Origin of the sequence: Pseudomonas sp. CCI1.1 (assembly GCF_034348165.1) — a bacterium.
Taxonomy (GTDB): domain Bacteria; phylum Pseudomonadota; class Gammaproteobacteria; order Pseudomonadales; family Pseudomonadaceae; genus Aquipseudomonas; species Aquipseudomonas paracarnis.
Genome location: NZ_CP133780.1, coordinates 4,665,587 through 4,688,910 on the forward strand (window position 1 = coordinate 4,665,587; position 23,324 = coordinate 4,688,910).

Annotated in this window: 19 protein-coding genes; 8 read left to right on the forward strand and 11 right to left on the reverse strand. The window is 58.1% G+C overall.

What is annotated here, in order from left to right:
* Nucleotides 1-63 precede the first annotated feature (63 nt).
* Nucleotides 64-2,454 (forward strand): TonB-dependent siderophore receptor, encoded by a 2,391-nt coding sequence (locus tag RHM69_RS21205; protein WP_014720594.1) that lies wholly within the window; start codon nucleotides 64-66, stop codon nucleotides 2,452-2,454.
* 18 nt (nucleotides 2,455-2,472) lie between these two features.
* On the opposite strand, the gene mnmE is transcribed toward RHM69_RS21205, so the two are convergent.
* The 5 genes from mnmE to rpmH all read right to left on the reverse strand — a co-directional run bounded on the left by mnmE (nucleotide 2,473) and on the right by rpmH (nucleotide 6,401).
* Nucleotides 2,473-3,843: a tRNA uridine-5-carboxymethylaminomethyl(34) synthesis GTPase MnmE gene (gene mnmE, locus RHM69_RS21210; RefSeq protein ID WP_014720595.1), complete on the reverse strand. Its 1,371-nt coding sequence runs from the start codon at nucleotides 3,841-3,843 to the stop codon at nucleotides 2,473-2,475.
* A gap of 79 nt (nucleotides 3,844-3,922) precedes the next feature.
* On the reverse strand, nucleotides 3,923-5,605 hold the full coding sequence (gene yidC / locus RHM69_RS21215; protein ID WP_014720596.1) for a membrane protein insertase YidC: 1,683 nt from the start codon (nucleotides 5,603-5,605) through the stop codon (nucleotides 3,923-3,925).
* 2 nt (nucleotides 5,606-5,607) lie between these two features.
* Nucleotides 5,608-5,853, reverse strand: coding sequence for a membrane protein insertion efficiency factor YidD (gene yidD, locus RHM69_RS21220; RefSeq protein WP_019816912.1), 246 nt, complete (start codon nucleotides 5,851-5,853; stop codon nucleotides 5,608-5,610).
* A complete protein-coding gene (gene rnpA, locus RHM69_RS21225) occupies nucleotides 5,846-6,253 on the reverse strand; it encodes a ribonuclease P protein component (RefSeq protein ID WP_020302575.1) in 408 nt (135 codons plus the stop codon). The genes yidD and rnpA overlap by 8 nt, the downstream gene beginning before the upstream one ends.
* Nucleotides 6,254-6,266: 13 nt before the next feature.
* A complete protein-coding gene (gene rpmH, locus RHM69_RS21230) occupies nucleotides 6,267-6,401 on the reverse strand; it encodes a 50S ribosomal protein L34 (RefSeq protein ID WP_003213577.1) in 135 nt (44 codons plus the stop codon).
* Between the two features lie 585 nt (nucleotides 6,402-6,986).
* On the opposite strand from rpmH, the gene dnaA reads away from it, so the two are divergent.
* From dnaA to gyrB, 4 genes are read left to right on the forward strand one after another with little or no spacing between them, the layout of a single operon-like run.
* Nucleotides 6,987-8,507, forward strand: coding sequence for a chromosomal replication initiator protein DnaA (gene dnaA, locus RHM69_RS21235; protein ID WP_032901521.1), 1,521 nt, complete (start codon nucleotides 6,987-6,989; stop codon nucleotides 8,505-8,507).
* 38 nt (nucleotides 8,508-8,545) lie between these two features.
* On the forward strand, nucleotides 8,546-9,649 hold the full coding sequence (dnaN, locus tag RHM69_RS21240; protein WP_003187250.1) for a DNA polymerase III subunit beta: 1,104 nt from the start codon (nucleotides 8,546-8,548) through the stop codon (nucleotides 9,647-9,649).
* Between the two features lie 20 nt (nucleotides 9,650-9,669).
* On the forward strand, nucleotides 9,670-10,773 hold the full coding sequence (gene recF, locus RHM69_RS21245; RefSeq protein ID WP_003187251.1) for a DNA replication/repair protein RecF: 1,104 nt from the start codon (nucleotides 9,670-9,672) through the stop codon (nucleotides 10,771-10,773).
* Nucleotides 10,774-10,777: 4 nt separating this feature from the next.
* A complete protein-coding gene (gene gyrB, locus RHM69_RS21250; RefSeq protein WP_003187253.1) occupies nucleotides 10,778-13,195 on the forward strand; it encodes a DNA topoisomerase (ATP-hydrolyzing) subunit B in 2,418 nt (805 codons plus the stop codon).
* A gap of 105 nt (nucleotides 13,196-13,300) precedes the next feature.
* Here gyrB and RHM69_RS21255 read toward each other — a convergent pair whose 3' ends face one another.
* Complete coding sequence (locus RHM69_RS21255) at nucleotides 13,301-14,023, reverse strand: response regulator transcription factor (protein WP_014716281.1); 723 nt, start codon at nucleotides 14,021-14,023, stop codon at nucleotides 13,301-13,303.
* A gap of 410 nt (nucleotides 14,024-14,433) precedes the next feature.
* On the opposite strand from RHM69_RS21255, the gene RHM69_RS21260 reads away from it, so the two are divergent.
* Complete coding sequence (locus RHM69_RS21260; protein WP_020302120.1) at nucleotides 14,434-16,713, forward strand: CHASE2 domain-containing protein; 2,280 nt, start codon at nucleotides 14,434-14,436, stop codon at nucleotides 16,711-16,713.
* 181 nt (nucleotides 16,714-16,894) lie between these two features.
* Here the strand turns inward: RHM69_RS21260 and RHM69_RS21265 are convergent, their stop codons facing one another.
* The 4 genes from RHM69_RS21265 to glyQ all read right to left on the reverse strand — a co-directional run bounded on the left by RHM69_RS21265 (nucleotide 16,895) and on the right by glyQ (nucleotide 21,291).
* Nucleotides 16,895-17,665 carry a lysophospholipid acyltransferase family protein gene (locus RHM69_RS21265; RefSeq protein ID WP_003187258.1) on the reverse strand — a complete coding sequence of 257 codons (771 nt, stop codon included), beginning with the start codon at nucleotides 17,663-17,665 and terminating at the stop codon, nucleotides 16,895-16,897.
* A gap of 82 nt (nucleotides 17,666-17,747) precedes the next feature.
* Complete coding sequence (gene gmhB, locus RHM69_RS21270) at nucleotides 17,748-18,287, reverse strand: D-glycero-beta-D-manno-heptose 1,7-bisphosphate 7-phosphatase (RefSeq protein ID WP_173877514.1); 540 nt, start codon at nucleotides 18,285-18,287, stop codon at nucleotides 17,748-17,750.
* Nucleotides 18,287-20,341, reverse strand: coding sequence for a glycine--tRNA ligase subunit beta (gene glyS / locus RHM69_RS21275; RefSeq protein ID WP_014716283.1), 2,055 nt, complete (start codon nucleotides 20,339-20,341; stop codon nucleotides 18,287-18,289). Before glyS ends, gmhB begins: the two co-directional genes overlap by 1 nt.
* Nucleotides 20,338-21,291, reverse strand: a complete 954-nt coding sequence (gene glyQ, locus RHM69_RS21280; RefSeq protein WP_003187265.1) for a glycine--tRNA ligase subunit alpha — start codon at nucleotides 21,289-21,291, stop codon at nucleotides 20,338-20,340. The genes glyS and glyQ overlap by 4 nt, the downstream gene beginning before the upstream one ends.
* Before the next feature lie 81 nt (nucleotides 21,292-21,372).
* Between glyQ and RHM69_RS21285 the strand changes: the two genes are divergently transcribed.
* Both RHM69_RS21285 and RHM69_RS21290 read left to right on the forward strand, forming a co-directional pair.
* The gene (locus RHM69_RS21285) at nucleotides 21,373-21,930 is read left to right on the forward strand and encodes a DNA-3-methyladenine glycosylase I (protein ID WP_014716284.1); all 558 of its coding nucleotides are present in this window, start codon (nucleotides 21,373-21,375) and stop codon (nucleotides 21,928-21,930) included.
* 40 nt (nucleotides 21,931-21,970) lie between these two features.
* A complete protein-coding gene (locus RHM69_RS21290; RefSeq protein ID WP_014716285.1) occupies nucleotides 21,971-22,858 on the forward strand; it encodes a lysophospholipid acyltransferase in 888 nt (295 codons plus the stop codon).
* 131 nt (nucleotides 22,859-22,989) lie between these two features.
* Here RHM69_RS21290 and RHM69_RS21295 read toward each other — a convergent pair whose 3' ends face one another.
* Complete coding sequence (locus RHM69_RS21295; RefSeq protein WP_044270209.1) at nucleotides 22,990-23,301, reverse strand: tetratricopeptide repeat protein; 312 nt, start codon at nucleotides 23,299-23,301, stop codon at nucleotides 22,990-22,992.
* Nucleotides 23,302-23,324: the final 23 nt, after the last annotated feature.

Below are 23,324 nucleotides of genomic sequence, written 5' to 3' on the forward strand. Positions count from 1 at the left end.
TTCAGGGCTTACTCACCTATGCGCCTTCCCACCCCGCTCCGCAAACGACTTTCCTGCCATGGCATGACGTACGGTCTGCAGTTCATCACCGCTACGACCGGTGTGTTGTTATCCACCACCGTCATGGCCGCCAGCGCAACGCAACACTTTGCCATTGCCGCAGGCCCGCTGGACAACGCCTTGAGCCAGTTTGCCGCCAAGGCCAATGTGATTCTGTCCTTCTCGCCACAGCAAACGGCGCGTTTGAATACGCCAGGGCTGCAAGGTGACTATTCGGTGGACCAGGGCTTTGCGCTACTGTTGCAGAACTCGGACCTGCAGGCGGTCGCACAGGCTCCCGGCAGCTATGTATTACAGGCGGCACCTGCTGGCCAATTGACCTTGGCCCCTACCACCGTCAACGCTTATCAACAGGGCGGCTTCAATCAAGAGATCGCCGGGGATGTAGGCTACAAGGCTCAGAGCAGCCGGATCGGCACGAAGACCAGCACACCGCTGTCCGAGACCCCGCGTTCGGTGTCCGTTGTCACTGGCCAGCGTATCAAGGACCAGAAGTCCCAGACCCTGACAGAAGTGCTGGGCTACGTACCGGGAATCTTCGCCCCACCGTTCGCGGCGGGCGACGGCTTGGCAGGCGATCTGTTTTTCATACGCGGTTTCAACGCCACGGATTACGGCTACGGCCTGCTGCGAGATGGCCTGCGAGTTCAAGGCAATCGATACGACACCACCAGCGAACCCTACGGCCTGGAACGGGTCGAGATTTTCCGCGGTCCTTCTTCCCTGCTCTACGGTGAAAACGCACCCGGTGGCTTGGTTAATCTGGTGAGTAAACACCCGACTGCAACCCCGCAAGGCGAGGTGCAGGTGAGTTATGGTTCGAATAATCGACGCCAGTTGGGTGTGGATATCTCGGGCCCGCTCAACGACAGTGACACTATCCTGGGTCGGGTGGTGATGCTGGGGCGTAAATCCGACACGCAGACCGATCACGTTCCGGACGATCGTCTGTATATCGCGCCATCCTTGACCCTGAACTTCGACGACTACAACACCCTGACGCTGCTGGCCAACTATCAGAAAGACCATACCAACCTGGAACTCGGCCTACCCGCCGCCGGTACCCTGCTTACAAATCCCAACGGCAAGCTGTCCAAACACACCTTGCTGGGCAACCCGGACTGGAACACCTTTGAACGCGAAGCGTGGAGCACCGGCTATGAGTTCAGCCACAGCTTCAATGATGACTGGCAGTTCCGTCAGAACTCGCGCTATATGCAGTCACGTATCAACCGGCACGAAACCTGGCCTGGCTCATTGAATAACGGTGGCTTCGGCACCCGGCTGAACATGAACGCCTACGACCGCTACAACAAGTCGATGGTCTATTCCCTGGATAACCAGCTCGAAGGCAAGTTCCAGTTGGGCAGTGTGGAAAACACAGTGCTATTGGGCGCCAGCTATGACCGAACCTCGTTCAATCAAGACTGGGATGCGGGTTTCGCCGGCACCATCGATGTGTATAACCCGGTGTACCTGCGCGACCCGCTCACTCCCCTGGCAGTGCAAAACACTTTGCTTGAACAGCAGATGAAAGGGGTTTATGCACAGATCCAAAGCAAATACGACCATTGGCTCTTTCTGCTCGGCGGCCGCCAGGACTGGGTCGACAGCGATTACCGAGACAAGGTCAAGCCATCGAGCAATATCAACTCACAGGATCGTAAATTCACTTACCAGGGCGGGGTGATGTACCAGTTCGACAACGGCCTTACGCCGTATGTCAGCTATTCCACCGCGTTTGTCCCCGTGCAGCAGATCTCCAACGCCGGCTCGCCGTTGAAACCGATCACCAGCAGCCAATACGAAGTGGGCGTTAAGTACGAACCGATCGGCTGGGATACGGCGATGACCGTGTCGGTGTATGACCTGCGCAAGCAGGACGATACCTACCTTGATGCCACCACCAACAGCTATCGCCAAGTCGGTGAAAGTCGCGCCAAGGGTGTGGAAGTCGAGGTCAACAGTAACATCAGCTCCAACTTCAACGTGACGGCAGCCTATACCTACACTGACGCTCGGATAACCAAGGATTCGGCCACATCGCTGGTAGAAGGCCGTCAGATGACGGGCGTGCCGCGTAACCAGGCTTCGGTGTGGGGCAAATATCGCTTTCTCGACGGCCAACTCAAGGGTTTCTCCGTGGGCGGCGGGGTGCGCTATTTCGACAGTACCTTTTCCTACACCCCGCCTACGCTCTACGGGAAGCTGGACGCAGGAAGCGTCACCTTGGTGGATGCGGCACTGGGTTATCAGATCAACCCACACTGGTCGGTGGACCTGAACGCCAAGAACCTGTTCGACAAGGAATATGTATCCGGTTGCAACGATGCGGGGCGTTGCTATTGGGGCGACAGCCGTACCTTGCTCGGTACGGTGTCTTACAACTGGTAGACGGTGTGGATAACTCGGTTACTTGCCAATGCAAAAGCTGGAGAAAATCCGCCCCAGCAAATCATCCGAGCTGAAAGCGCCGGTGATTTCACCCAACAGCTGCTGCGCCTGACGCAGATCTTCAGCCAGCAGCTCCCCAGCCCCCGCCAAGGTCAACTGAGCGCGCCCGTGCTCCAGGGCCGCGCTGGCATGACGCAGCGCTTCCAGGTGCCTGCGCCGCGCACTGAAGCTGCTTTCCGACGTCTGTTCGTAGCCCATGCAGGCTTTAAGGTGTTCGCGCAGCAATTCCAGACCCTCACCGGCCGATTTCGCGCTCAAGCTGATCGTGACGTGGCCATCTTCACTGGTTTCCAGGGCGATGGCTTCACCCGTAAGGTCGGCCTTGTTACGGATCAAGGTGACTTTGGCCGGGTCTGGCCGTTGTTCAAGGAATTCGGGCCACAAGGCAAAAGGATCCACAGCTTCCGGTGCAGTGGCATCCACCACCAGCAACACACGATCGGCTTCGCTGATCGCCTTGAGCGCACGTTCCACGCCGATCTTTTCCACCTGGTCGTCGGTGTCGCGCAGACCAGCGGTGTCCACCACGTGCAGCGGCATACCGTCGATGTGGATATGTTCACGCAAGATATCCCGGGTAGTGCCGGCGATCTCGGTGACGATGGCCGCCTCGCGCCCTGCAAGAGCATTGAGCAGGCTGGATTTGCCGGCATTGGGCCGGCCGGCAATCACTACTGTCATACCATCGCGCAGTAAGGCGCCCTGCCCGGCTTCACGCAGCACTGTGGATAACTCATCGCGGACTTTGTCCAGCATCGCCAATACATGGCCATCCGCCAGAAAGTCGATTTCTTCTTCCGGAAAATCAATCGCGGCTTCGACGTAGATGCGCAGACTGATCAACTGCTCGGTCAAATTATGCACACGCAGGGAAAAAGCCCCCTGCAATGAGCGCAACGCGTTACGTGCAGCCTGTGCAGAACTGGCTTCGATCAAATCAGCGATAGCTTCGGCCTGGGCCAGGTCGAGCTTATCGTTCAAGAATGCGCGTTCGCTGAATTCCCCGGGTCTGGCCAGGCGGCAACCCAATTGCAAGCAGCGCTGCAGCAGCATGTCCAACACCACAGGACCACCGTGCCCTTGTAGTTCAAGGACATCTTCACCGGTGAACGAGTTTGGCCCTGGAAAATAGATGGCCAGCCCCTCGTCCAATACGCTGTGGTCGGCATCCAGGAACTGGCCGTAATGGGCATAACGGGGTTTCAGCTCCCGGCCGCTGATAGCCTTGGCTGCCACGCCCGCCAATGGCCCGGAAATTCGAACGATGCCGACACCGCCCCGACCTTGAGCGGTAGCGACAGCAGCGATGGTTTCACGAGGAGCGCTCATCAGCAGGTTCCAGAACAAAAGTGACGGAAAGCAAAACGCCCCACTAGGGGGCGTCTTGAGTGGTTATCCACAGAGTAAATTACGCCTCGGCTTTTTTGGTAGCCGCTTCGATTTTACGTGTGATGTACCACTGTTGAGAGATCGACAACACGTTGTTGACCACCCAGTACAGTACCAAGCCAGCAGGGAACCACAGGAAGAAGAAGGTGAAGATGATTGGCATCATTTTCATTACCTTGGCCTGCATCGGATCCGGCGGGGTTGGGTTCAGACGCTGCTGGATAAACATGGTCGCGCCCATGATGATCGGCAGGATAAAGAACGGGTCTTTGATCGACAGGTCAGTTATCCACAGCATGAACGGCGCCTGGCGCATTTCAACGCTTTCCAGCAATACCCAGTAAAGCGACAGGAACACCGGCATCTGTACCAGAATCGGCAAGCATCCACCCAGCGGGTTGATCTTCTCTTTCTTGTACAGCTCCATCATGGCCTGCGACATTTTCTGCCGGTCATCACCATGTTGTTCTTTCAGCGCGGCCAGTTTCGGGGCCACGGCGCGCATACGCGCCATCGACTTGTAGCTGGCTGCCGACAGAGGGAAGAAAAGCCCTTTGATCAGCATGGTCAGGAAGATGATCGACCAGCCCCAGTTACCGACGATGCTGTGGATATGCTGCAACAGCCAGAAGATCGGCTGGGCAATAAACCACAGGAAGCCGTAGTCCACAGTCAATTCCAGGCCTGGGGACAACTCTTTCAGTACCGCCTGGCTTTTAGGGCCGGCGTACAGGGTAGCGCTGGTTTCAGCCTTGGCACCTGGAGCGACGGTCAACGCCGGGCCAGTGAAGCCAATGATGTAGTTGCCCTGGCTGTCCTTGCGGGTCTGAACCAGGTTCGCGTCACCCTTGTTAGGAATCCAGGCGGTCACGAAATAGTGCTGCAGCCACGCTACCCAGCCACCTTGGACGGTTTCTTTCAGCGAGCCCTTGTCGATATCTTTCATCGACACTTTTTTGTACGGCTCGTTACTTGTCCACAGGGCGGCGCCCAGGTAAGTGGCGGTACCGGTGGCGGTGCTGGAAGACGGATCGGAGCTGGCGTCACGCTTGAGCTGGGCAAACAGGTTGCCGCTCCAGGCTTTGTCGCTGGTGTTGTCGATCAGGTAAGTGACCTTCAAATCGTACAAACCGCGGGTAAAGCTGAAACGCTTGATGTAGTTGACACCGTCGAGGCTGAATTTCAGGTCGACGTTCAACTGGTTCTGGCCGTCTGCCAGTTGATAAGTCTTCTGCTCGGTCGAATAAACCGGACGACCGGTAGCACGTGCATCCGGACCATTGGTGCCGGTCAGGCCGCTTTGCGCCAGATAGGTACGTTCACCGCCGTTATCGAACAGTTGGAACGGCACATCCGGATGGTCTTGGCGACGTGGATAAAGCGGCAGCTTCAGCTGTGCGATATCACCACCTTGTGGGTCGATAGCCAGGTCGAGCACATCCGTTTTTACGTGGATGAGGTCTTTGTTGGTGACCACTGGCGTTTCTAACGGGGCACTTGTCTCGCCATTCGCGCTGGGAACATCGGCACTCGCGGACGCATTGTTACCCAGCGGGGTGTCCGGAATAGCCGGCGCAGCCTGATTGGTAGCAACATTCTGAGTCGGCAGGGCAGCCTGACCGTAGTCCTGGTTCCATTTAAGGACCATGACATAGGACACGATTGCCAGGGCGACGATCAGGATTGTGCGTTTAATATCCATGATTACTCGGCCATCGAAGAAGAACGGGAGGTAGGGATAGGTGGAACCGGGTCATAACCACCGGGATTCCACGGATGACAGCGACCTAAACGACGAAAGGTCAGCCAGCCACCGCGCAGAAGACCATGATTTTCTATGGCCTCTAACGCGTAGCAGGAACAACTGGGGTAGAAACGACAGTGGCTGGCCATCAGAGGACTAATGGCATAGCGATAAAACTGGATCGGAACGATTGCCAGTTTACGCATCAAGGCTGTCTACCCCTACAGTTTCGGTGCTGACTGCTGGTGCTGGCTTGTGGGTACGCGCCAAACGTTTCCAGAGCTTGCCGAAATGCTGAATCAATTCGGGGTTTTCTACATCACCCAAGCCTTTGCGCGCGACGATAACAATATCCCAACCAACCAGAGTGTCCTGGTGGAGGCGAAACGATTCGCGCATCAGACGCTTGAGGCGATTGCGCTCAACGGAGAGCTTTACGCTCTTCTTGCCGATCACCAACCCGAGACGGGGGTGATCAAGATCGTTGTTACGCGCAAGGAGCAGGAGATTTTTCCCCGGAACCTTGCCGGTGGGGGAGTCAAAGACTGCCTTGAAATGCCGGGGGGTTAGCAGACGCTTTTCCCGACTGAAGTCCTGACTCACCACCAGTACCGGATTATCAAACTGCCAGACGCGCACGACCTTTGGCGCGGCGACGCGACAGGACAGCACGGCCGTTCTTGGTAGCCATGCGAGCACGGAAGCCGTGAGTACGGGCGCGTTTGATGGTGCTTGGTTGGAAAGTACGTTTCATGGCGTTGTTACCTGGTTCGTCCACAACGGGCCGGAATGGCCCCCGTTTTAAGAGACCGGCGATTCTAGAGAAAGCAAGCCTCTAGGTCAATTTCCAACCAGCTTTTCCTTTAATTAGATGTCGACGGGGTCCTGGCGCCCTTCTCCCCGTCTGACTTCCATCTGCCATGCGATAGATATAAAAATAAAGAAGGAAGTTATTTAAAGCTTTTCTGTAAAGCTTATAAAAGCTAGGGACGCGATCATCTGTGGATAACTGCCTTGAGCCCTTGTTCCACGTGTTGTACAGAGAATGACAACACGGGGGAGAAGCGGTGCTCTGCCTGTGCTGCGCTATCGGATAAGCTGTGTGTGGAACAGCTACTTATCCACAGGCCGGTTACCCACAGACTTTCGACCCCACTTGTACAACGAGCTTAGGTGGGTTTATCCACAGAGCTTATGCACAGACCACTGGTCGCATTTTTTGCGGTTAAGGCATTGATTTTGGGTGGCCTGTGAACAACCTACATGTGGATAAGTGGACGGCTGGCCGCTACAATGGCGGCTGTTTTTGCCTCACCGGCTTTCAACTTAGGGGATATCCGTGTCAGTGGAACTTTGGCAGCAGTGCGTGGAGCTTTTGCGCGATGAGCTGCCTGCCCAGCAATTCAACACCTGGATCCGTCCGCTACAGGTCGAAGCCGAAGGCGACGAGTTGCGTGTCTATGCGCCCAATCGTTTTGTCCTCGACTGGGTCAACGAGAAGTACCTGGGCCGCGTTCTCGAATTGCTCGACGAACATGGCAACGGCCTGGCGCCTGCTCTCTCCTTGTTAATAGGCAGCAAGCGCAGCTCAGCTCCTCGCGCCGCGCCGAATGCGCCATTGGCCGCCGCCGCGTCGCAAGCCCAAGCTGCAGTGGCGCCTGTCGCCGCAGCACCTGCACCGACAGCTGCGCCGTCCAAGCCGTCGTCGCGCAAAAATAATGCGCCAGAGAATGAAGAGCCGTCCCGCGACAGCTTCGACCCGATGGCCGGTGCCAGCTCTCAACAGGCGCCCGTGCGCTCCGAGCAACGTACTGTGCAGGTAGAAGGCGCGCTCAAGCACACCAGTTATCTGAACCGCACGTTTACCTTCGAGAACTTTGTCGAAGGCAAGTCCAACCAGCTGGCCCGAGCGGCCGCCTGGCAGGTCGCCGATAACCCCAAGCATGGTTACAACCCGCTCTTCCTTTATGGCGGCGTGGGCTTGGGTAAGACGCACTTGATGCACGCCGTCGGTAACCACCTATTAAAGAAGAACCCGAATGCCAAGGTGGTTTACCTGCATTCGGAGCGCTTCGTGGCCGACATGGTCAAGGCCTTGCAGCTCAACGCCATCAACGAGTTCAAACGTTTCTACCGCTCCGTTGATGCCTTGTTGATCGATGACATTCAGTTCTTTGCCCGCAAGGAACGTTCCCAAGAGGAGTTCTTCCACACCTTCAACGCCCTGCTCGAAGGTGGCCAGCAGGTCATCTTGACCAGTGACCGTTACCCGAAGGAAATCGAAGGCCTGGAAGAACGTCTGAAGTCTCGTTTCGGCTGGGGCCTGACGGTTGCCGTGGAGCCACCGGAGCTGGAAACCCGCGTTGCGATCCTGATGAAGAAGGCCGACCAGGCTAAAGTCGATCTGCCTCACGATGCTGCGTTCTTCATCGCCCAACGCATCCGTTCCAACGTGCGTGAGCTGGAAGGCGCGCTCAAGCGGGTCATCGCCCACTCGCACTTCATGGGTCGCGATATCACCATCGAGCTGATTCGCGAGTCCTTGAAAGACTTGTTGGCCTTGCAGGACAAGCTGGTGAGTGTGGATAACATCCAGCGTACCGTGGCCGAGTACTACAAGATCAAGATTTCCGACCTGCTGTCCAAGCGCCGTTCGCGCTCGGTGGCACGTCCACGCCAGGTTGCCATGGCCCTCTCCAAGGAGTTGACCAACCACAGCCTGCCGGAAATCGGTGATGTGTTTGGCGGACGCGACCACACCACGGTCTTGCACGCATGCCGCAAGATCAATGAACTTAAGGAATCCGACGCGGATATTCGCGAGGACTACAAGAACCTGCTGCGTACACTGACTACGTGATGACACCAGCGCAGCTTATTAAGGCAAGGGACTAGACCATGCATTTCACCATTCAACGCGAAGCCCTGTTGAAACCCCTGCAACTGGTCGCAGGCGTCGTCGAGCGCCGACAGACCTTGCCGGTGCTTTCCAACGTATTACTGGTGGTCGAGGGGCAACAGTTGTCCTTGACCGGTACCGACCTGGAAGTCGAACTGGTGGGTCGTGTCCAGCTCGAAGAGCCTGCCGAACCCGGCGAGATCACCGTGCCGGCGCGCAAGCTGATGGATATCTGCAAAAGCCTGCCTAACGATGCGCTGATCGACATCAAGGTGGATGAGCAGAAGTTGGTGGTCAAGGCAGGCCGTAGCCGTTTCACCCTGTCGACCTTGCCGGCCAATGACTTTCCAACCGTAGAAGAAGGCCCTGGCTCGCTGACGTGCAGCCTGGAGCAAAGCAAGCTGCGTCGTTTGATCGAGCGCACCAGCTTCGCAATGGCCCAGCAGGACGTGCGTTACTACCTCAACGGTATGCTGCTGGAAGTCTCGGAAGGTATTATCCGCGCCGTGGCCACCGACGGTCACCGTCTGGCAATGTGCTCGATGCGTGCCGATATCGGTCAGCCGGATCGTCACCAGGTAATCGTTCCACGCAAAGGTATCCTTGAACTGGCGCGCTTGCTCACCGAGCCGGACGGCAACGTCAGCATCGTGTTGGGCCAGCACCACATTCGCGCGACCACCGGTGAGTTCACCTTCACCTCCAAGTTGGTAGACGGTAAGTTCCCGGACTACGAGCGTGTGTTGCCTAAAGGTGGCGACAAGCTGGTGGTCGGTGATCGTCAGGCTCTGCGTGAAGCCTTTAGCCGTACTGCGATTCTGTCCAACGAAAAGTACCGTGGTATTCGCCTGCAGCTGGCCAACGGTCAACTGAAAATCCAGGCCAACAACCCGGAACAGGAAGAGGCGGAAGAAGAAGTGGGTGTCGACTACAACGGCGCATCGCTGGAAATCGGCTTTAACGTGAGCTACCTGTTGGACGTGCTGGGTGTTATGACTACCGAACAGGTTCGTCTGATCCTGTCGGACTCCAACAGCAGCGCCCTGGTACAAGAATCCGACAACGACGACTCGGCTTACGTTGTCATGCCGATGCGCCTGTAATCATGCTCAGCAGAAGCTAGATGTCCCTCAGTCGCGTCTCGGTCACCGCGGTGCGCAATCTGCACCCGGTGACCTTCTCCCCTTCCCCCCGCATCAATATCCTCCATGGCGCCAACGGCAGTGGCAAAACCAGTGTGCTGGAAGCCATCCATCTGCTGGGGCTTGCGCGTTCCTTCCGCAGTGCCCGTTTGTTACCCGTGATTCAGTACGAACAATTGGCCTGTACCGTATTTGGCCAAGTGGAACTGGCTGAGGGCGGTCATAGCAGCCTGGGGATATCGCGTGATCGTGGTGGGGAATTTCAGATCCGAATCGACGGGCAAAATGCGCGCAGCGCAGCTCAACTGGCAGAGATCCTGCCGTTGCAACTGATCAACCCCGACAGCTTTCGATTGCTGGAAGGTGCCCCGAAAATCCGTCGGCAATTCCTCGACTGGGGCGTGTTCCACGTGGAACCACGCTTCATGGCCACTTGGCAGCGGCTGCAGAAGGCCCTGCGGCAGCGGAACTCATGGCTGCGGCATGGTACACTTGACGCCGCTTCGCAAGCAGCCTGGGACCGTGAACTGTGCCTGGCCAGCGACGAAATAGATGAATACCGCCGCGCCTATATCAAAGCCTTGAAACCAGTCTTTGAGCAGACCTTGAGCGAGTTGTTGGACCTCGAGGGCCTGACGCTGAGTTATTACCGGGGTTGGGACAAAGAACGTGAGCTGAGTGCAGTGCTCGCAACGTCCTTGCAACGGGATCAGCAAATCGGACACACCCAGGCCGGCCCCCAGCGCGCTGATTTGCGCCTTAGATTAGGTGCACACAATGCTGCGGATATCTTGTCTCGCGGCCAGCAGAAGCTAGTGGTCTGTGCGTTGCGTATCGCGCAGGGCCATTTGGTTAGCCAGGCTCGACGCGGTCAGTGCATTTATTTGGTGGATGACTTGCCGTCAGAACTCGACGAGCAGCACCGCCGCTCGCTATGCCGCTTGTTGGAAGACTTACGCTGCCAGGTGTTTATCACCTGTGTAGACCACGAATTATTGAGGGAAGGCTGGCAGACGGAAACGCCAGTCGCTTTGTTCCACGTGGAACAAGGCCGTATCACCCAGACCCACGACCATCGGGAGTGAAGGCATGAGCGAAGAAAACACGTACGACTCGACCAGCATTAAAGTGCTGAAAGGTTTGGATGCCGTACGCAAACGTCCCGGTATGTACATTGGCGACACCGATGATGGTAGCGGTCTGCACCACATGGTGTTCGAGGTGGTCGATAACTCCATCGACGAAGCTCTGGCCGGTCACTGCGACGACATCAGCATTATCATCCACCCGGATGAATCCATCACCGTGCGTGACAACGGTCGTGGCATCCCGGTAGACGTGCACAAAGAAGAAGGCGTTTCGGCGGCAGAGGTCATCATGACCGTGCTCCACGCTGGCGGTAAGTTCGACGACAACTCCTATAAAGTATCCGGTGGTTTACACGGTGTAGGTGTGTCGGTAGTGAACGCCCTGTCCGAAGAACTGATCCTCACTGTCCGCCGTAGCGGCAAGATTTGGGAGCAGACCTACGTCCACGGCGTACCACAGGAGCCGATGAAAATCGTCGGTGACAGTGAAACCACCGGTACCCAGATCCACTTCAAGCCATCGGAAGAAACCTTCAAGAACATCCACTTCAGCTGGGACATCCTGGCCAAGCGGATTCGCGAACTGTCTTTCCTTAACTCCGGTGTCGGCATCGTCCTCAAGGATGAGCGCAGCGGCAAGGAAGAGCTGTTCAAGTATGAAGGTGGCCTGCGAGCGTTCGTTGAATACCTGAACACCAACAAGACCGCGGTCAACCAGGTGTTCCACTTCAACATCCAGCGTGAAGATGGCATCGGCGTGGAAATCGCCCTGCAGTGGAACGACAGCTTCAACGAGAACCTGTTGTGCTTCACCAACAACATTCCACAACGCGATGGCGGTACTCACCTGGTGGGTTTCCGTTCTGCGCTGACGCGTAACCTGAACACCTACATCGAAGCGGAAGGCTTGGCGAAGAAACATAAAGTCGCCACCACCGGTGACGATGCCCGTGAAGGCCTGACGGCGATCATCTCGGTCAAGGTACCGGATCCGAAGTTCAGCTCCCAGACCAAAGACAAGCTGGTGTCTTCCGAAGTGAAGACTGCGGTTGAACAGGAAATGGGTAAGTACTTCTCCGACTTCCTGTTGGAAAACCCGAACGAAGCCAAGCTGGTCGTCGGCAAGATGATCGATGCTGCACGCGCCCGTGAAGCCGCGCGGAAGGCCCGTGAAATGACCCGCCGCAAAGGCGCGCTGGATATCGCCGGCCTGCCAGGCAAGCTGGCTGACTGCCAGGAGAAGGACCCTGCCCTCTCCGAACTGTACCTGGTGGAAGGTGACTCTGCTGGCGGTTCCGCCAAGCAGGGTCGTAACCGTCGCACCCAGGCCATCCTGCCGTTGAAGGGTAAGATCCTTAACGTTGAGAAGGCCCGCTTCGACAAGATGATTTCCTCCCAGGAAGTCGGCACCTTGATCACGGCGTTGGGCTGCGGTATTGGCCGCGATGAGTACAATATCGACAAGCTGCGCTACCACAACATCATCATCATGACCGATGCTGACGTCGACGGTTCGCACATCCGCACCCTGCTGCTGACCTTCTTCTTCCGTCAGTTGCCGGAGCTGATCGAGCGTGGCTACATCTACATCGCCCAGCCGCCGTTGTACAAAGTGAAAAAGGGCAAGCAAGAGCAATACATCAAAGACGACGACGCCATGGAAGAGTACATGACGCAGTCGGCCCTGGAAGATGCCAGCCTGCACTTGAATGACGAAGCGCCGGGTATCTCCGGTGAGTCGCTGGAGCGACTGGTCAACGACTTCCGCATGGTCATGAAGACACTCAAGCGTTTGTCGCGCCTGTACCCTCAGGAGCTGACCGAGCACTTCATCTACCTGCCGGCCGTGAGCCTGGAGCAGTTGGGCGATCACGCCGCCATGCAGGATTGGCTGGCCCAATACGAAGTGCGCCTGCGTACTGTGGAGAAGTCTGGTCTGGTGTACAAAGCCAGCCTGCGTGAGGACCGTGAACGTAACGTATGGCTGCCAGAGGTCGAACTGATCTCCCACGGCCTGTCCAATTACGTCACCTTCAACCGCGACTTCTTCGGTAGCAACGACTACAAGACCGTGGTTACCCTCGGCGCGCAATTGAGCACCCTGCTGGACGACGGTGCTTACATTCAGCGTGGCGAACGCAAGAAGCAGGTCAAGGAGTTCAAGGAAGCCTTGGACTGGTTGATGGCGGAAAGCACCAAGCGTCATACCATCCAGCGCTATAAAGGTCTGGGCGAGATGAACCCGGATCAGCTGTGGGAAACCACCATGGACCCTGCTCAACGTCGCATGCTGCGCGTGACCATCGAAGACGCCATTGGCGCCGACCAGATCTTCAACACCCTGATGGGTGATGCGGTCGAGCCTCGTCGTGACTTCATCGAGAGCAATGCTTTGGCGGTGTCTAACCTGGACTTCTGATCAGGAACATCTGCTAAAAACAAAAGGCCAACGCTTAGCGTTGGCCTTTTTTGTTGGTTCGTAGTCGCGCATTTTTTAAATGCTCCACGTGGAACATCAGGCTATTTAACTTTCCACAGCGGGTGTCACACTCTCCAACCGATACCCGTACCCATAGATCGTCAACAGCTGCCAACCGCGATCCGCGGTCAGCCCTAGCTTGTTGCGCAGGCGGTAGATATGCGTGTCCAACGGCCGCGACGACACCATTTCTTCGTGGCTCCAGAACCGCTCATACAGGTACTCGCGAGACAACGGTCGGGCCAGGTTGGCAAATAGACAACTTGCCAAACGGTATTCCCGTTCTGTCAGGTTAATGGGCTTGCCCGCTCGGGTGACGGTCAGTTCGGCATCGTCGAACGTCAGATCGTTAAAGCTCTGCACTTCCTGGGTAGCCGACTTTTGCAAACCGTGGCGCCGCAGCACGGCGCTGACTCGGGCTTTGAGTTCGTTGGGCCGAAACGGCTTGCTGACATAATCATCCGCCCCGCTGTTCAACGCCGTCACGATATCGCTTTCGGCATCGCGACTGGTGAGCATGATAACGGCGGGAGGCGACTCCATGTGCTCGCGGGTCCAGCGCAATAACGCGATCCCGGAGATATCCGGCAGTTGCCAGTCGAGGATCAGCAGGTCAAAGGTTTCCCGACGTAGCTGGCGTAGCAGGTCTTCGCCACGTTCAAAAAAATGCAGGGACCAGGGCTGTTCAGCCGGACCGGGAATCTGTCGCAGTGTCTGTTCCACCCGTCGCAACTCTGCGGGTTCGTCATCCAGTATTGCGACACGCATGGGCGGGGTCCTTCCTACAAAAATACGAGAGCTTGAATGGGGGGCACATGCTGTACAAATGCCGACCTATGAATCTGAATAATTATGGACGGATTCTACAGTGCCTGGATCTCTCGATACGCTGAAAGCGCCGTAAACTCAATCCACTACGATCCTCAAAGAAGATACCGGCTCCTGTCGTTCCGGAAAAGGGTCGGCGTGATCGCCTCGCCGGGGCGTTATGCTCGCTCCAATGTGCGGTATCGTTCATTGCGCGGTCGTGGGAAGTCCTCCAATGAGACCGAAATAAGCTTCACTGGTTTCAGAACACCGCATGCACTTCATCGCAACCCCATGGAGAGGGATCCTGGGCTTATGACATCTTTACTTAACGACCATCAATGCCTTGGCCCCCTCATGGCGCTAGCCCTGTGAAGCTCTGGCGCAAAACCGAGAAACGCCAACCTACCCAGGCCCAGCTTTTGTTCCATGGGTTGGTTCGTGAATGGCTGCTGATCGGTTTGGTACTCCTGCCCTTTACGGCCTACTTATCCTTGAGCGCTGGCTTAGCGCTCAATAATCCGCTCTATGACAGCCTGCGCCGCCTCACGCCCTTGCCGGTAGATCCACGCATCGTCCTGGTGACCATCGACGCACCCAGCCTGGAAGCACTTGGCCCATGGCCCTGGCCGCGCAGCGTACATGCCGAGCTGATTGAACGCGTGAACGCCGCACAGCCGGCGGGCATTTTGTTGGATGTGATCTTCAGTGAGACCGACCACAGTAATGACGACCAGCGCCTGGCCGATGCCGTATGCAAAGCCGGCAATGTATTGCTGCCCATCGCCGGAGACAGCAGCGTCAGCCCCAAGGCTCCCATAGCGCCGTTGTCGCCACTGCTCAAGTGCGCCAAGGGTGTCGGTCACATCAACGTCGAAGCGGACAACGACGGTGTGGTGCGCAGCGTGTATCTACGTGAAGGCCCGCCGGGAAGCACGCTTCCTCAGTTGGCGTGGCTGGCGTTCGCCATGAGCGAGCATGCCGAGACGATGCCAGGCCTGCCACAAGAGCCTACTGGAGGGCACTGGCATCAGGAACATGAGATTCGTGTGCCGTTCACTTCGGAACCAGACCATTTTCCCAGTCTGTCCTACGTCAGCGTACTACGCGGCGAGGTGGCTCCCGAGTCGCTGCGGGGTCGCCTGGTTCTGATCGGCGCCTCAGCCTATGGCATGGCCGATCGTTTCGTGACGCCGCTCTCTTCCACCGTGGGCACCACTGCGGGGGTTGAGATCCAGGCTGAAGTACTGAATGGTTTATTGCAGGGTCGCAGCATCGTCGATCTGCCCGGCTGGTTCGCGGCGTTGCTGGCAACGTCCCTGGTGGCCCTGCTGCTGGGCCTTCTGCTTGTGCGCCCCCGTTACGCCCTGTGGATGACCTTGGCGTGCATGGCCGTGGCTTTGCTGGGCTCATGGGGCTTATTGCGCCTGGGCCACTGGTGGAGCCCCGCAGCATGCCTGATCGGTTTGTTGCTGAGTTACCTGATCTGGAATTGGCGACGTCTGAGCGTAATTCTCGCCTACTTTGGCTGGGAACTGGCACGTCTGGATAACGAACCCAAGGTGCTTCCGGAACGTCGTCGCGCGCCCGCCAGTAAGGGCGATGTGCTGCAAGGGCGGATCTTTGCCCTTGAACAAGCCGTCAGTCGTACACGCGATACGCGGCGCTTTATGGCTGACGGGCTGGAGTGCCTGCCGGTAGCAACGCTGATCACCGACCCTCAGGGCAGCATCCTGTTGGCCAACCGCGTGGCCCGTGAAGTATTCGGCAATGACCTGGTCGGCGAAAACCTCGTCGAACAGCTCGCCGATCTAGGCTATCCCCCGCTGCACAATGGTGTACGCCCTGCCCTATCGGCACTGGAACTGGTCGAGTTTCGCGATATCCACCAACGCAGTTTGCGCATGGAGCTAGCCCCTTTGCTGCCTGCCGAAGGGGATTTCGCCCTCGGCTGGTTGTTGAGCCTCACGGACCTGAGCAAGGAGCGTGAAGCCCAGCAGCACCGCGAGACGATGCTGCGTTTCCTTTCCCACGACCTGCGTGCACCGCACTCAGCGATCCTTGCCCTGTTGGACGTGCACAACGGGGAGTCCCCGGTGTTTACCCAGATCGAACAGCAGGTGCGGCGGGCCTTGAGCCTGACCGAATCCTTTGTGCAATTGGCCAAGGCTGAAGCGGACGGTTACCAGTTCCAGCCCACCCTGTTTGCCATGCTGGTGATGGACGCCTTTGATCAAGTGGCGGTGATTGCGCAGTTGAAGGGCATCCATTTGGTTCACGACCTGGATGAGGCGGACGAGGCCATGGTCTACGCCGACCAATCGCTGCTCACCCGGGCGTTGTTCAATGTGCTGGAGAACGCGATCAAATACTCCCCATCCGGTACCACCGTCAGGTTGAGGCATGGCAGTGCGCAAGGTTGGTTGGAATGCAGGATAAGCGACCAGGGACCGGGGATTGCGCCTGAGGATCTGCCGGAGTTGTTTAACCAATACCGACGTTTCGATTCGGCTCAAGGCAGTGAGGGGCTTGGACTGGGGCTGACCATGGTTAAAGCAGTGTTGGAGCGGCACGGTGGGCGCATCGTGTGTGAAAGTGAGCTGGGCAAGGGCTCGACGTTTATCCTGCTGCTGCCGTTATTGGAGGACTGAAAAAGCGGCTTTTCTGCTGTGCATAAAAAACCGGTCACAAGGACCGGTTTTTTTATGAAGAAAAAACTTATGCACGTTTTTCTGAATTTTATGAGCTTCAGAAATATGTAAGTAAATCAGCTTGTTATGAAGCAAAAAAGCCAATTCGCCAACAAAGCGTACACAGGTTATCCACAGATGCTCAAACGGCCGGCGTCTCCACCACCACCGGTTCCGGAGGCAGGGAGCCCATGGCCCGTTGCTGCGCCTCATTCCACGCCGCAGCGCGGTCGTTCAGGGCGGCGATGGCACGTGGTCCTTCGCCTTCTGCGTACATCGGTTCGCCGATCACTACGGTGATAGTGCCTGGGCGTTTAGCCCAGCCAGTCTTGGGCCAGAACTTGCCGGCGTTATGCGCAATTGGCAGCACAGGCAGGTTGGCGTTGACCGCCAGGGCGGTACCACCCCGTGAGAACTTACCCACGGTGCCGTAGGGCACCCGCGTGCCCTCGGGAAAGATCAGCACCCAGACGCCGTCCTTGAGCAACTCATCGCCCTTCTTCGCGACATGCTTGAGCGCAGCCTTGGGGTTGTCCCGGTCGATGGCGATCGGACGCAACATGGCCATGGCCCAGCCGAAGAATGGCACATACAGAAGCTCGCGCTTGAGCACCTGGCTCAACGGCGAGAAATACGCCGAGAGGAAGAACGTCTCCCAGGTGCTCTGATGGTTCGAGAGAATCACGCACGGTTGATCAGGAACGTTTTCAGCGCCCTTGACCTCGAAACGAATATTCAGGAACACCTTGCTCAGCCACAACGCGCAGCGGCACCAGTAGACGTTGATAAAGCGATAGCGCGCCTTGAAGGGAAGGAACGGTGCAATAAAAAAGCTCAGGGTGCACCAGAGAAACGAACTGGTGCCCAGCAGCAGGTAAAAGAAAAAGGTTCTGATGGCCTGCAAGATCGACATGGCGGCATTTACCGTTGCGGGACACGGCCCGCCTGCTAAAAGCGCACTCCCGAACAGTCCTTGGTCAGGAAGTCGAGGGCGGCTAGTTGTTGATAAGTTCTGCGGCAACGGCCGCCAGATCGTCAAAAATCAAGGTGCCTACCGGCAGGTTTTTAGCCTGGGTCTTTTCGCCTTTTCCGGTTTTAACCAAAACTGGCTGAGAGTCGACGGCTTTGGCCGCCTCCAGGTCACCGAGGCTGTCCCCGACGAACCATATCCCAGCCAAGGGCACCTTGTAATGTTCTGCAATAATTTTCAACATGCCAGGCTTGGGCTTGCGGCAATCGCAGCCTTCGTCCGGCCCGTGGGGGCAGTAGACCACCAGCCCCACCTCGCCGCCCTGCTCTGCCACTAACGCGCGCAAACGCGCGTGCATGGCCTCCAGGGTCGCGATGTCGTAGTAACCGCGGGCGATGCCGGACTGGTTGGTGGCGATGGCCACCGTCCAGCCGGCTTTGCTCAACTGCGCGATGGCCTCGATCGAACCGGGCAGCGGGATCCACTCCTCCACCGACTTGATGTAAGCGTCGGAGTCGTAGTTGATCACCCCGTCCCGATCGAGAATCAGCAGTTTCAACATGATCAGCCCAGTACGGAGATGTCGGCGATATTGATGAACAAGCCACGCAGGCGCGCCAGCATGGCGTAGCGGTTTTTGCGCACGCCAGCATCATCGGCATTGATCATCACCGCTTCGAAGAACGCATCCACCGGCTCACGCAAAGACGCCAGGCGCGCCAACGCTTCAGCGTAGTTACGCTCAGCGATCAGCGGCTTCACGGCGTTCTCGGCCTTGGCGATGGCTGAGTTCAGCGAGAACTCCTTGGCATCGGCAAACAGGCCCGGGTCGACTTCGGCAGTGCCGAGGTTGTCGGCCTTGCTCAACAGGTTCGACACGCGCTTGTTCACGGCGGCCAGGGCATCGGCTTCCGGCAGCTTGCGGAACGCTTGCACGGCTTGTACACGCTGGTCGAAGTCCAGTGCCGAGCCCGGTTGCAGGGCACGTACCGACAGGTAGACGGAAACGTCCACGCCTTCGTCTTCATAACGCGCACGCAGGCGATCGAACACAAACTCCAGCACTTGCTCGGCCAGGCCGGCTTGCTTGACCTTGGTGCCGAACTGGCCGACGGCAAATACCACGGCCTGGGTCAGGTCGAGGTCCAGCTTTTTGTCGATCAGGATACGCAGCACGCCCAAGGCCGCACGGCGCAGGGCATACGGGTCTTTGCTGCCGGTGGGCAGCATGCCGATACCGAAGATACCCACGAGGGTGTCCAGCTTGTCGGCAATGGCCACGGCCGCACCGGTCAGGGTGCTCGGCAGTTCTGCACCGGCACCGCGCGGCATGTACTGCTCGTTCAGGGCCAGGGCGACATCATCCGGCTCGCCGTCGTTGAGGGCGTAGTAGTAACCGGCCACGCCTTGCATCTCTGGGAACTCGCCGACCATCTCGGTGGCCAGGTCGCACTTGGACAGCAAGCCAGCACGCGCTGCCCAGGCTGCGTCGCCGCCGATACGTGGGGCAATGTAGGCCGCCAGCTTGGAAACACGCACGGCCTTGTCGTAGACGCTGCCGAGTTTTTCCTGGAACACCACGTTTTGCAGGCGCAGGTTGAAGTCTTCCAGCTTCTGCTTCTTGTCTTGCTTGAAGAAGAACTCGGCGTCGGTCAGGCGCGGGCGCACGACTTTTTCGTTACCGGCGATGATCTGCTGTGGGTCTTTGCTTTCGATGTTGGCCACGGTGATAAAACGCGGCAACAACTTACCGTCCACGTCCAGCAGGCAGAAGTACTTCTGGTTGTCCTGCATGGTGGTGATCAAGGCTTCTTGCGGCACGTCGAGGAAACGCTCTTCGAACGAGCACACCAGCGGCACCGGCCACTCCACCAGGGCGGTCACTTCGTCGAGCAGGCTTGGCGGCACGATGGCGGTGCCTTCCTGCAGACGGGCCAGCTCTTCGGTGCGCTTGCTGATCAGCTCGCGACGCTCATTGGCGTCGGCCAGCACGTAAGCAGCGCGCAGGTCGTTGAGGTAGTTGGCCGGCGAAGTGATGCGCACGCTTTCTGGATGATGGAAGCGGTGACCACGGGAGTCACGACCGGCCTTCTGGGCGAGGATGGTGCAATCGATGACCTGGTCACCGAGCAGCATCACCAGCCATTGGGTTGGGCGCACGAACTCTTCCTTGCGCGCACCCCAGCGCATGCGCTTGGGGATAGGCAGGTCGTTCAGGGAATCTTCAACGATGGTCGGCAACAGGCTGGCGGTTGGCTTGCCGGTGATGACCTGGCTGAAACGCAGTTTCGGGCCGCTCTGGTCGATCTCGCTCAGCTCCACGCCACACTTCTTGGCAAAGCCAAGGGCCGCCTGGGTCGGGTTGCCTTCGGCGTCGAAAGCCGCCTGGCGCGGTGGGCCGTCCAGGTTGATGCTGCGATCCGGCTGCTGGGTTTCCAGCGCGGTCAGCAGCACAGCCAGGCGGCGCGGCGCGGCGTAGACCTTCTTGGCTTGAAACTTCAGGCCAGCGGTCTGCAGGCCTTTTTCGATACCGGCCAGGAATGCATCGGCCAGGGTATTGAGGGCCTTGGGTGGCAGCTCTTCGGTGCCCAGTTCAACCAGGAAATCTTGAGCACTCATTGTGCAGCCTCCAGCTTAGCCAACACTTCATCACGCAAATCCGGGGTTGCCATCGGGAAGCCCAGCTTGGCGCGAGCCAGCAGGTAGGCTTGGGCGACGGAACGCGCCAGGGTGCGCACACGCAGGATGTATTGCTGGCGCGCAGTAACCGAAATGGCACGGCGGGCGTCCAGCAGGTTGAAGGTATGGGAGGCCTTCAACACCATTTCATAGCTTGGCAACGGCAGCGGCTGGTCGAGTTCGATCAGACGCTTGGCTTCGCTTTCATAGAAGTCGAACAGTTCGAACAGTTTGTCGACGTTGGCGTGTTCGAAGTTGTAGGTGGACTGCTCCACCTCGTTCTGGTGGAACACATCGCCGTAAGTCACCTTGCCGAACGGGCCGTCAGCCCATACCAGGTCGTAGACCGAGTCCACGCCTTGCAGGTACATGGCCAGGCGCTCAAGGCCATAGGTGATTTCGCCGGTGACCGGGTAGCACTCGATGCCGCCGGCTTGCTGGAAGTAAGTGAACTGCGTCACTTCCATGCCATTGAGCCAGACTTCCCAGCCCAGGCCCCAGGCGCCCAGGGTTGGCGACTCCCAGTTGTCTTCGACGAAACGAATGTCGTGCACCAGTGGGTCCAGGCCGACATGTTTCAGCGAGCCCAGGTACAGCTCCTGGAAGTTGTCCGGGTTGGGCTTCAATACCACCTGGAACTGGTAGTAGTGCTGCAGACGGTTCGGGTTTTCGCCGTAGCGGCCGTCAGTCGGGCGGCGACTGGGCTGCACATAAGCGGCGTTCCAGGTTTCCGGGCCGATGGCCCGCAGGAATGTAGCGGTGTGGAAAGTGCCGGCGCCTACTTCCATATCGTAGGGCTGAAGTACCACACAACCTTGCTCGGCCCAGTATTGCTGGAGGGCGAGGATCAAGTCTTGGAAGGTACGCACGGCTGGCGTAGGCTGGCTCACGAAATTCACCTGTTACTTGGGCTGCGATTTAAAGAGCGGGAGTATACCCGATTCGGCCCCGCCACCACTCCCTGGAGCCTTATGCCACGCTGCTTTTGGTGTTCTGAAGATCCGCTGTACATGGCTTATCACGATCAAGAGTGGGGAACGCCGCTGCGCGATGCGCAGGGTTTGTTCGAGTTGCTTTTGCTCGAAGGGTTCCAGGCAGGCCTGTCCTGGATCACCGTTTTACGCAAACGCGAGCATTATCGAAAGGTGTTGTTCGGCTTTGACGCGCAGCGTCTGGCGCAATTGAGCGATGACGAAATCGAGGTGCTGATGCAGGACCCGGGCATCGTGCGCAATCGCTTGAAGCTCAACGCTACCCGGCGCAACGCCGCGGCCTGGCTGGCGCTGGAAGATCCGGTGGGGTTGCTGTGGTCGTTTGTCGGCGGCAAACCCAAGGTCAATCACTTCAAGGATCGCAGCGACGTCCCGGCGATCACGCCCGAAGCCCAAGCCATGAGCAAAGCCTTGAAAAAGGCCGGCTTCACCTTCGTCGGGCCGACCATCTGCTACGCCTTCATGCAGGCCTCGGGCATGGTCATGGACCACACCCAGGACTGCGACCGTTACGCGGACTTGGTCAACGCCGGTTAGAATGCCGGCTTTGCGCACCACACACGATCAGGAGTGACCTGTGGAAAAGTTTAAAGGCGCCTTGCTGGTAGGCGCTCTTCGGTTGTTTGCCCTGCTGCCCTGGCGCGCCGTACAAGCCGTCGGCACGGGGATCGGCTGGATCATGTGGAAAACCCCCAACCGTTCCCGCGATACCGTGCGGATCAACCTCTCCAAATGCTTCCCGGACATGGACCCTGCAGAACGCGAGCGCCTGGTGGGCCGCAGCCTGATGGACATCGGCAAGTCCCTCACCGAAAGCGCCTGCGCGTGGATCTGGCCGGCGCAGCGCTCCATCGACCTGGTCCGCGAAGTCGAGGGCTTGGAAGTGCTGCACGAGGCCCTGGCTTCTGGCAAAGGCGTGGTGGGCATCACCAGCCACCTGGGCAACTGGGAAGTGTTGAACCACTTCTATTGCAGCCAGTGCAAACCGATCATTTTCTATCGCCCCCCCAAGCTCAAGGCGGTGGACGAACTGCTGCGCAAACAACGCGTGCAGCTGGGCAACCGCGTGGCGGCTTCCACCAAGGAAGGCATTCTCAGCGTGATCAAGGAAGTGCGCAAAGGCGGCCAGGTGGGCATTCCTGCCGACCCGGAGCCGGCTGAGTCCGCCGGGATCTTCGTACCGTTTTTTGCCACCCAGGCGCTTACCAGCAAGTTCGTGCCGAACATGCTCGCGGGCCACAAGGCGGTGGGTGTGTTCCTGCATGCCCTGCGGCTGCCGGACGGCTCGGGCTACAAGGTGATCCTGGAAGCGGCGCCGGAGGACATGTACAGCACCGACACCGCGACGTCCTGTGCGGCGATGAGCAAGGTAGTTGAGCGCTATGTAGGTGCTTACCCAAGCCAGTACATGTGGAGCATGAAACGCTTCAAGAAACGCCCGCCGGGTGAGGCGCGGTGGTACTGACTCACCGCTGACCTCCAGCCCAATGGAGATCAAATGTGGGAGCTGGCTTGCCTGCGATAGCATCACCTCGGAGTGCCTGATATACCGAGGTGTCTGCATCGCAGGCAAGCCAGCTCCCACAGGTGATCACCTCAGGTTTGGCGATCAAGTTTCTTCAGGAACACCGTCATTTCTTTTTCGGCCTGTTTGTCGCCATGGGCCTGGGCGGCTTCGATGCCCTTCTCCCATGCCAGGTGTGCTGCCGCGCGATCTTCCAATCCCAGCCGCGCCTTGCCCAACAACTTCCACGCCGCCGAATACTTCGGATCGAACTCGACGCATCGCTGCAAATGCTCGGCCGCCTTTGCGTTGTCCTTCAGGTCCAGATAACCCTTGCCCAGGCCAAAGCGCAGCAGCGAATTATCCACACCCTTGGCGAGCATTTTTTCGAGGGATTCGAGCATGACTGTGCGTCCTTTAGCTATAT

What these genes read in the sequence shown, in the direction of transcription:
- yidD (WP_019816912.1), bottom strand. Translation starts at nt 5,853, where the DNA reads ATGCGTAAACTGGCAATCGTTCCGATCCAGTTTTATCGCTATGCCATT.
- glyS (WP_014716283.1), bottom strand. Translation starts at nt 20,341, where the DNA reads ATGAGTGCTCAAGATTTCCTGGTTGAACTGGGCACCGAAGAGCTGCCA.
- rpmH (WP_003213577.1), bottom strand. Translation starts at nt 6,401, where the DNA reads ATGAAACGTACTTTCCAACCAAGCACCATCAAACGCGCCCGTACTCAC.
- RHM69_RS21285 (WP_014716284.1), top strand. Translation starts at nt 21,373, where the DNA reads ATGCCACGCTGCTTTTGGTGTTCTGAAGATCCGCTGTACATGGCTTAT.
- dnaN (WP_003187250.1), top strand. Translation starts at nt 8,546, where the DNA reads ATGCATTTCACCATTCAACGCGAAGCCCTGTTGAAACCCCTGCAACTG.
- recF (WP_003187251.1), top strand. Translation starts at nt 9,670, where the DNA reads ATGTCCCTCAGTCGCGTCTCGGTCACCGCGGTGCGCAATCTGCACCCG.
- RHM69_RS21255 (WP_014716281.1), bottom strand. Translation starts at nt 14,023, where the DNA reads ATGCGTGTCGCAATACTGGATGACGAACCCGCAGAGTTGCGACGGGTG.
- mnmE (WP_014720595.1), bottom strand. Translation starts at nt 3,843, where the DNA reads ATGAGCGCTCCTCGTGAAACCATCGCTGCTGTCGCTACCGCTCAAGGT.
- RHM69_RS21205 (WP_014720594.1), top strand. Translation starts at nt 64, where the DNA reads ATGACGTACGGTCTGCAGTTCATCACCGCTACGACCGGTGTGTTGTTA.
- gyrB (WP_003187253.1), top strand. Translation starts at nt 10,778, where the DNA reads ATGAGCGAAGAAAACACGTACGACTCGACCAGCATTAAAGTGCTGAAA.
- yidC (WP_014720596.1), bottom strand. Translation starts at nt 5,605, where the DNA reads ATGGATATTAAACGCACAATCCTGATCGTCGCCCTGGCAATCGTGTCC.
- RHM69_RS21265 (WP_003187258.1), bottom strand. Translation starts at nt 17,665, where the DNA reads ATGTCGATCTTGCAGGCCATCAGAACCTTTTTCTTTTACCTGCTGCTG.
- RHM69_RS21295 (WP_044270209.1), bottom strand. Translation starts at nt 23,301, where the DNA reads ATGCTCGAATCCCTCGAAAAAATGCTCGCCAAGGGTGTGGATAATTCG.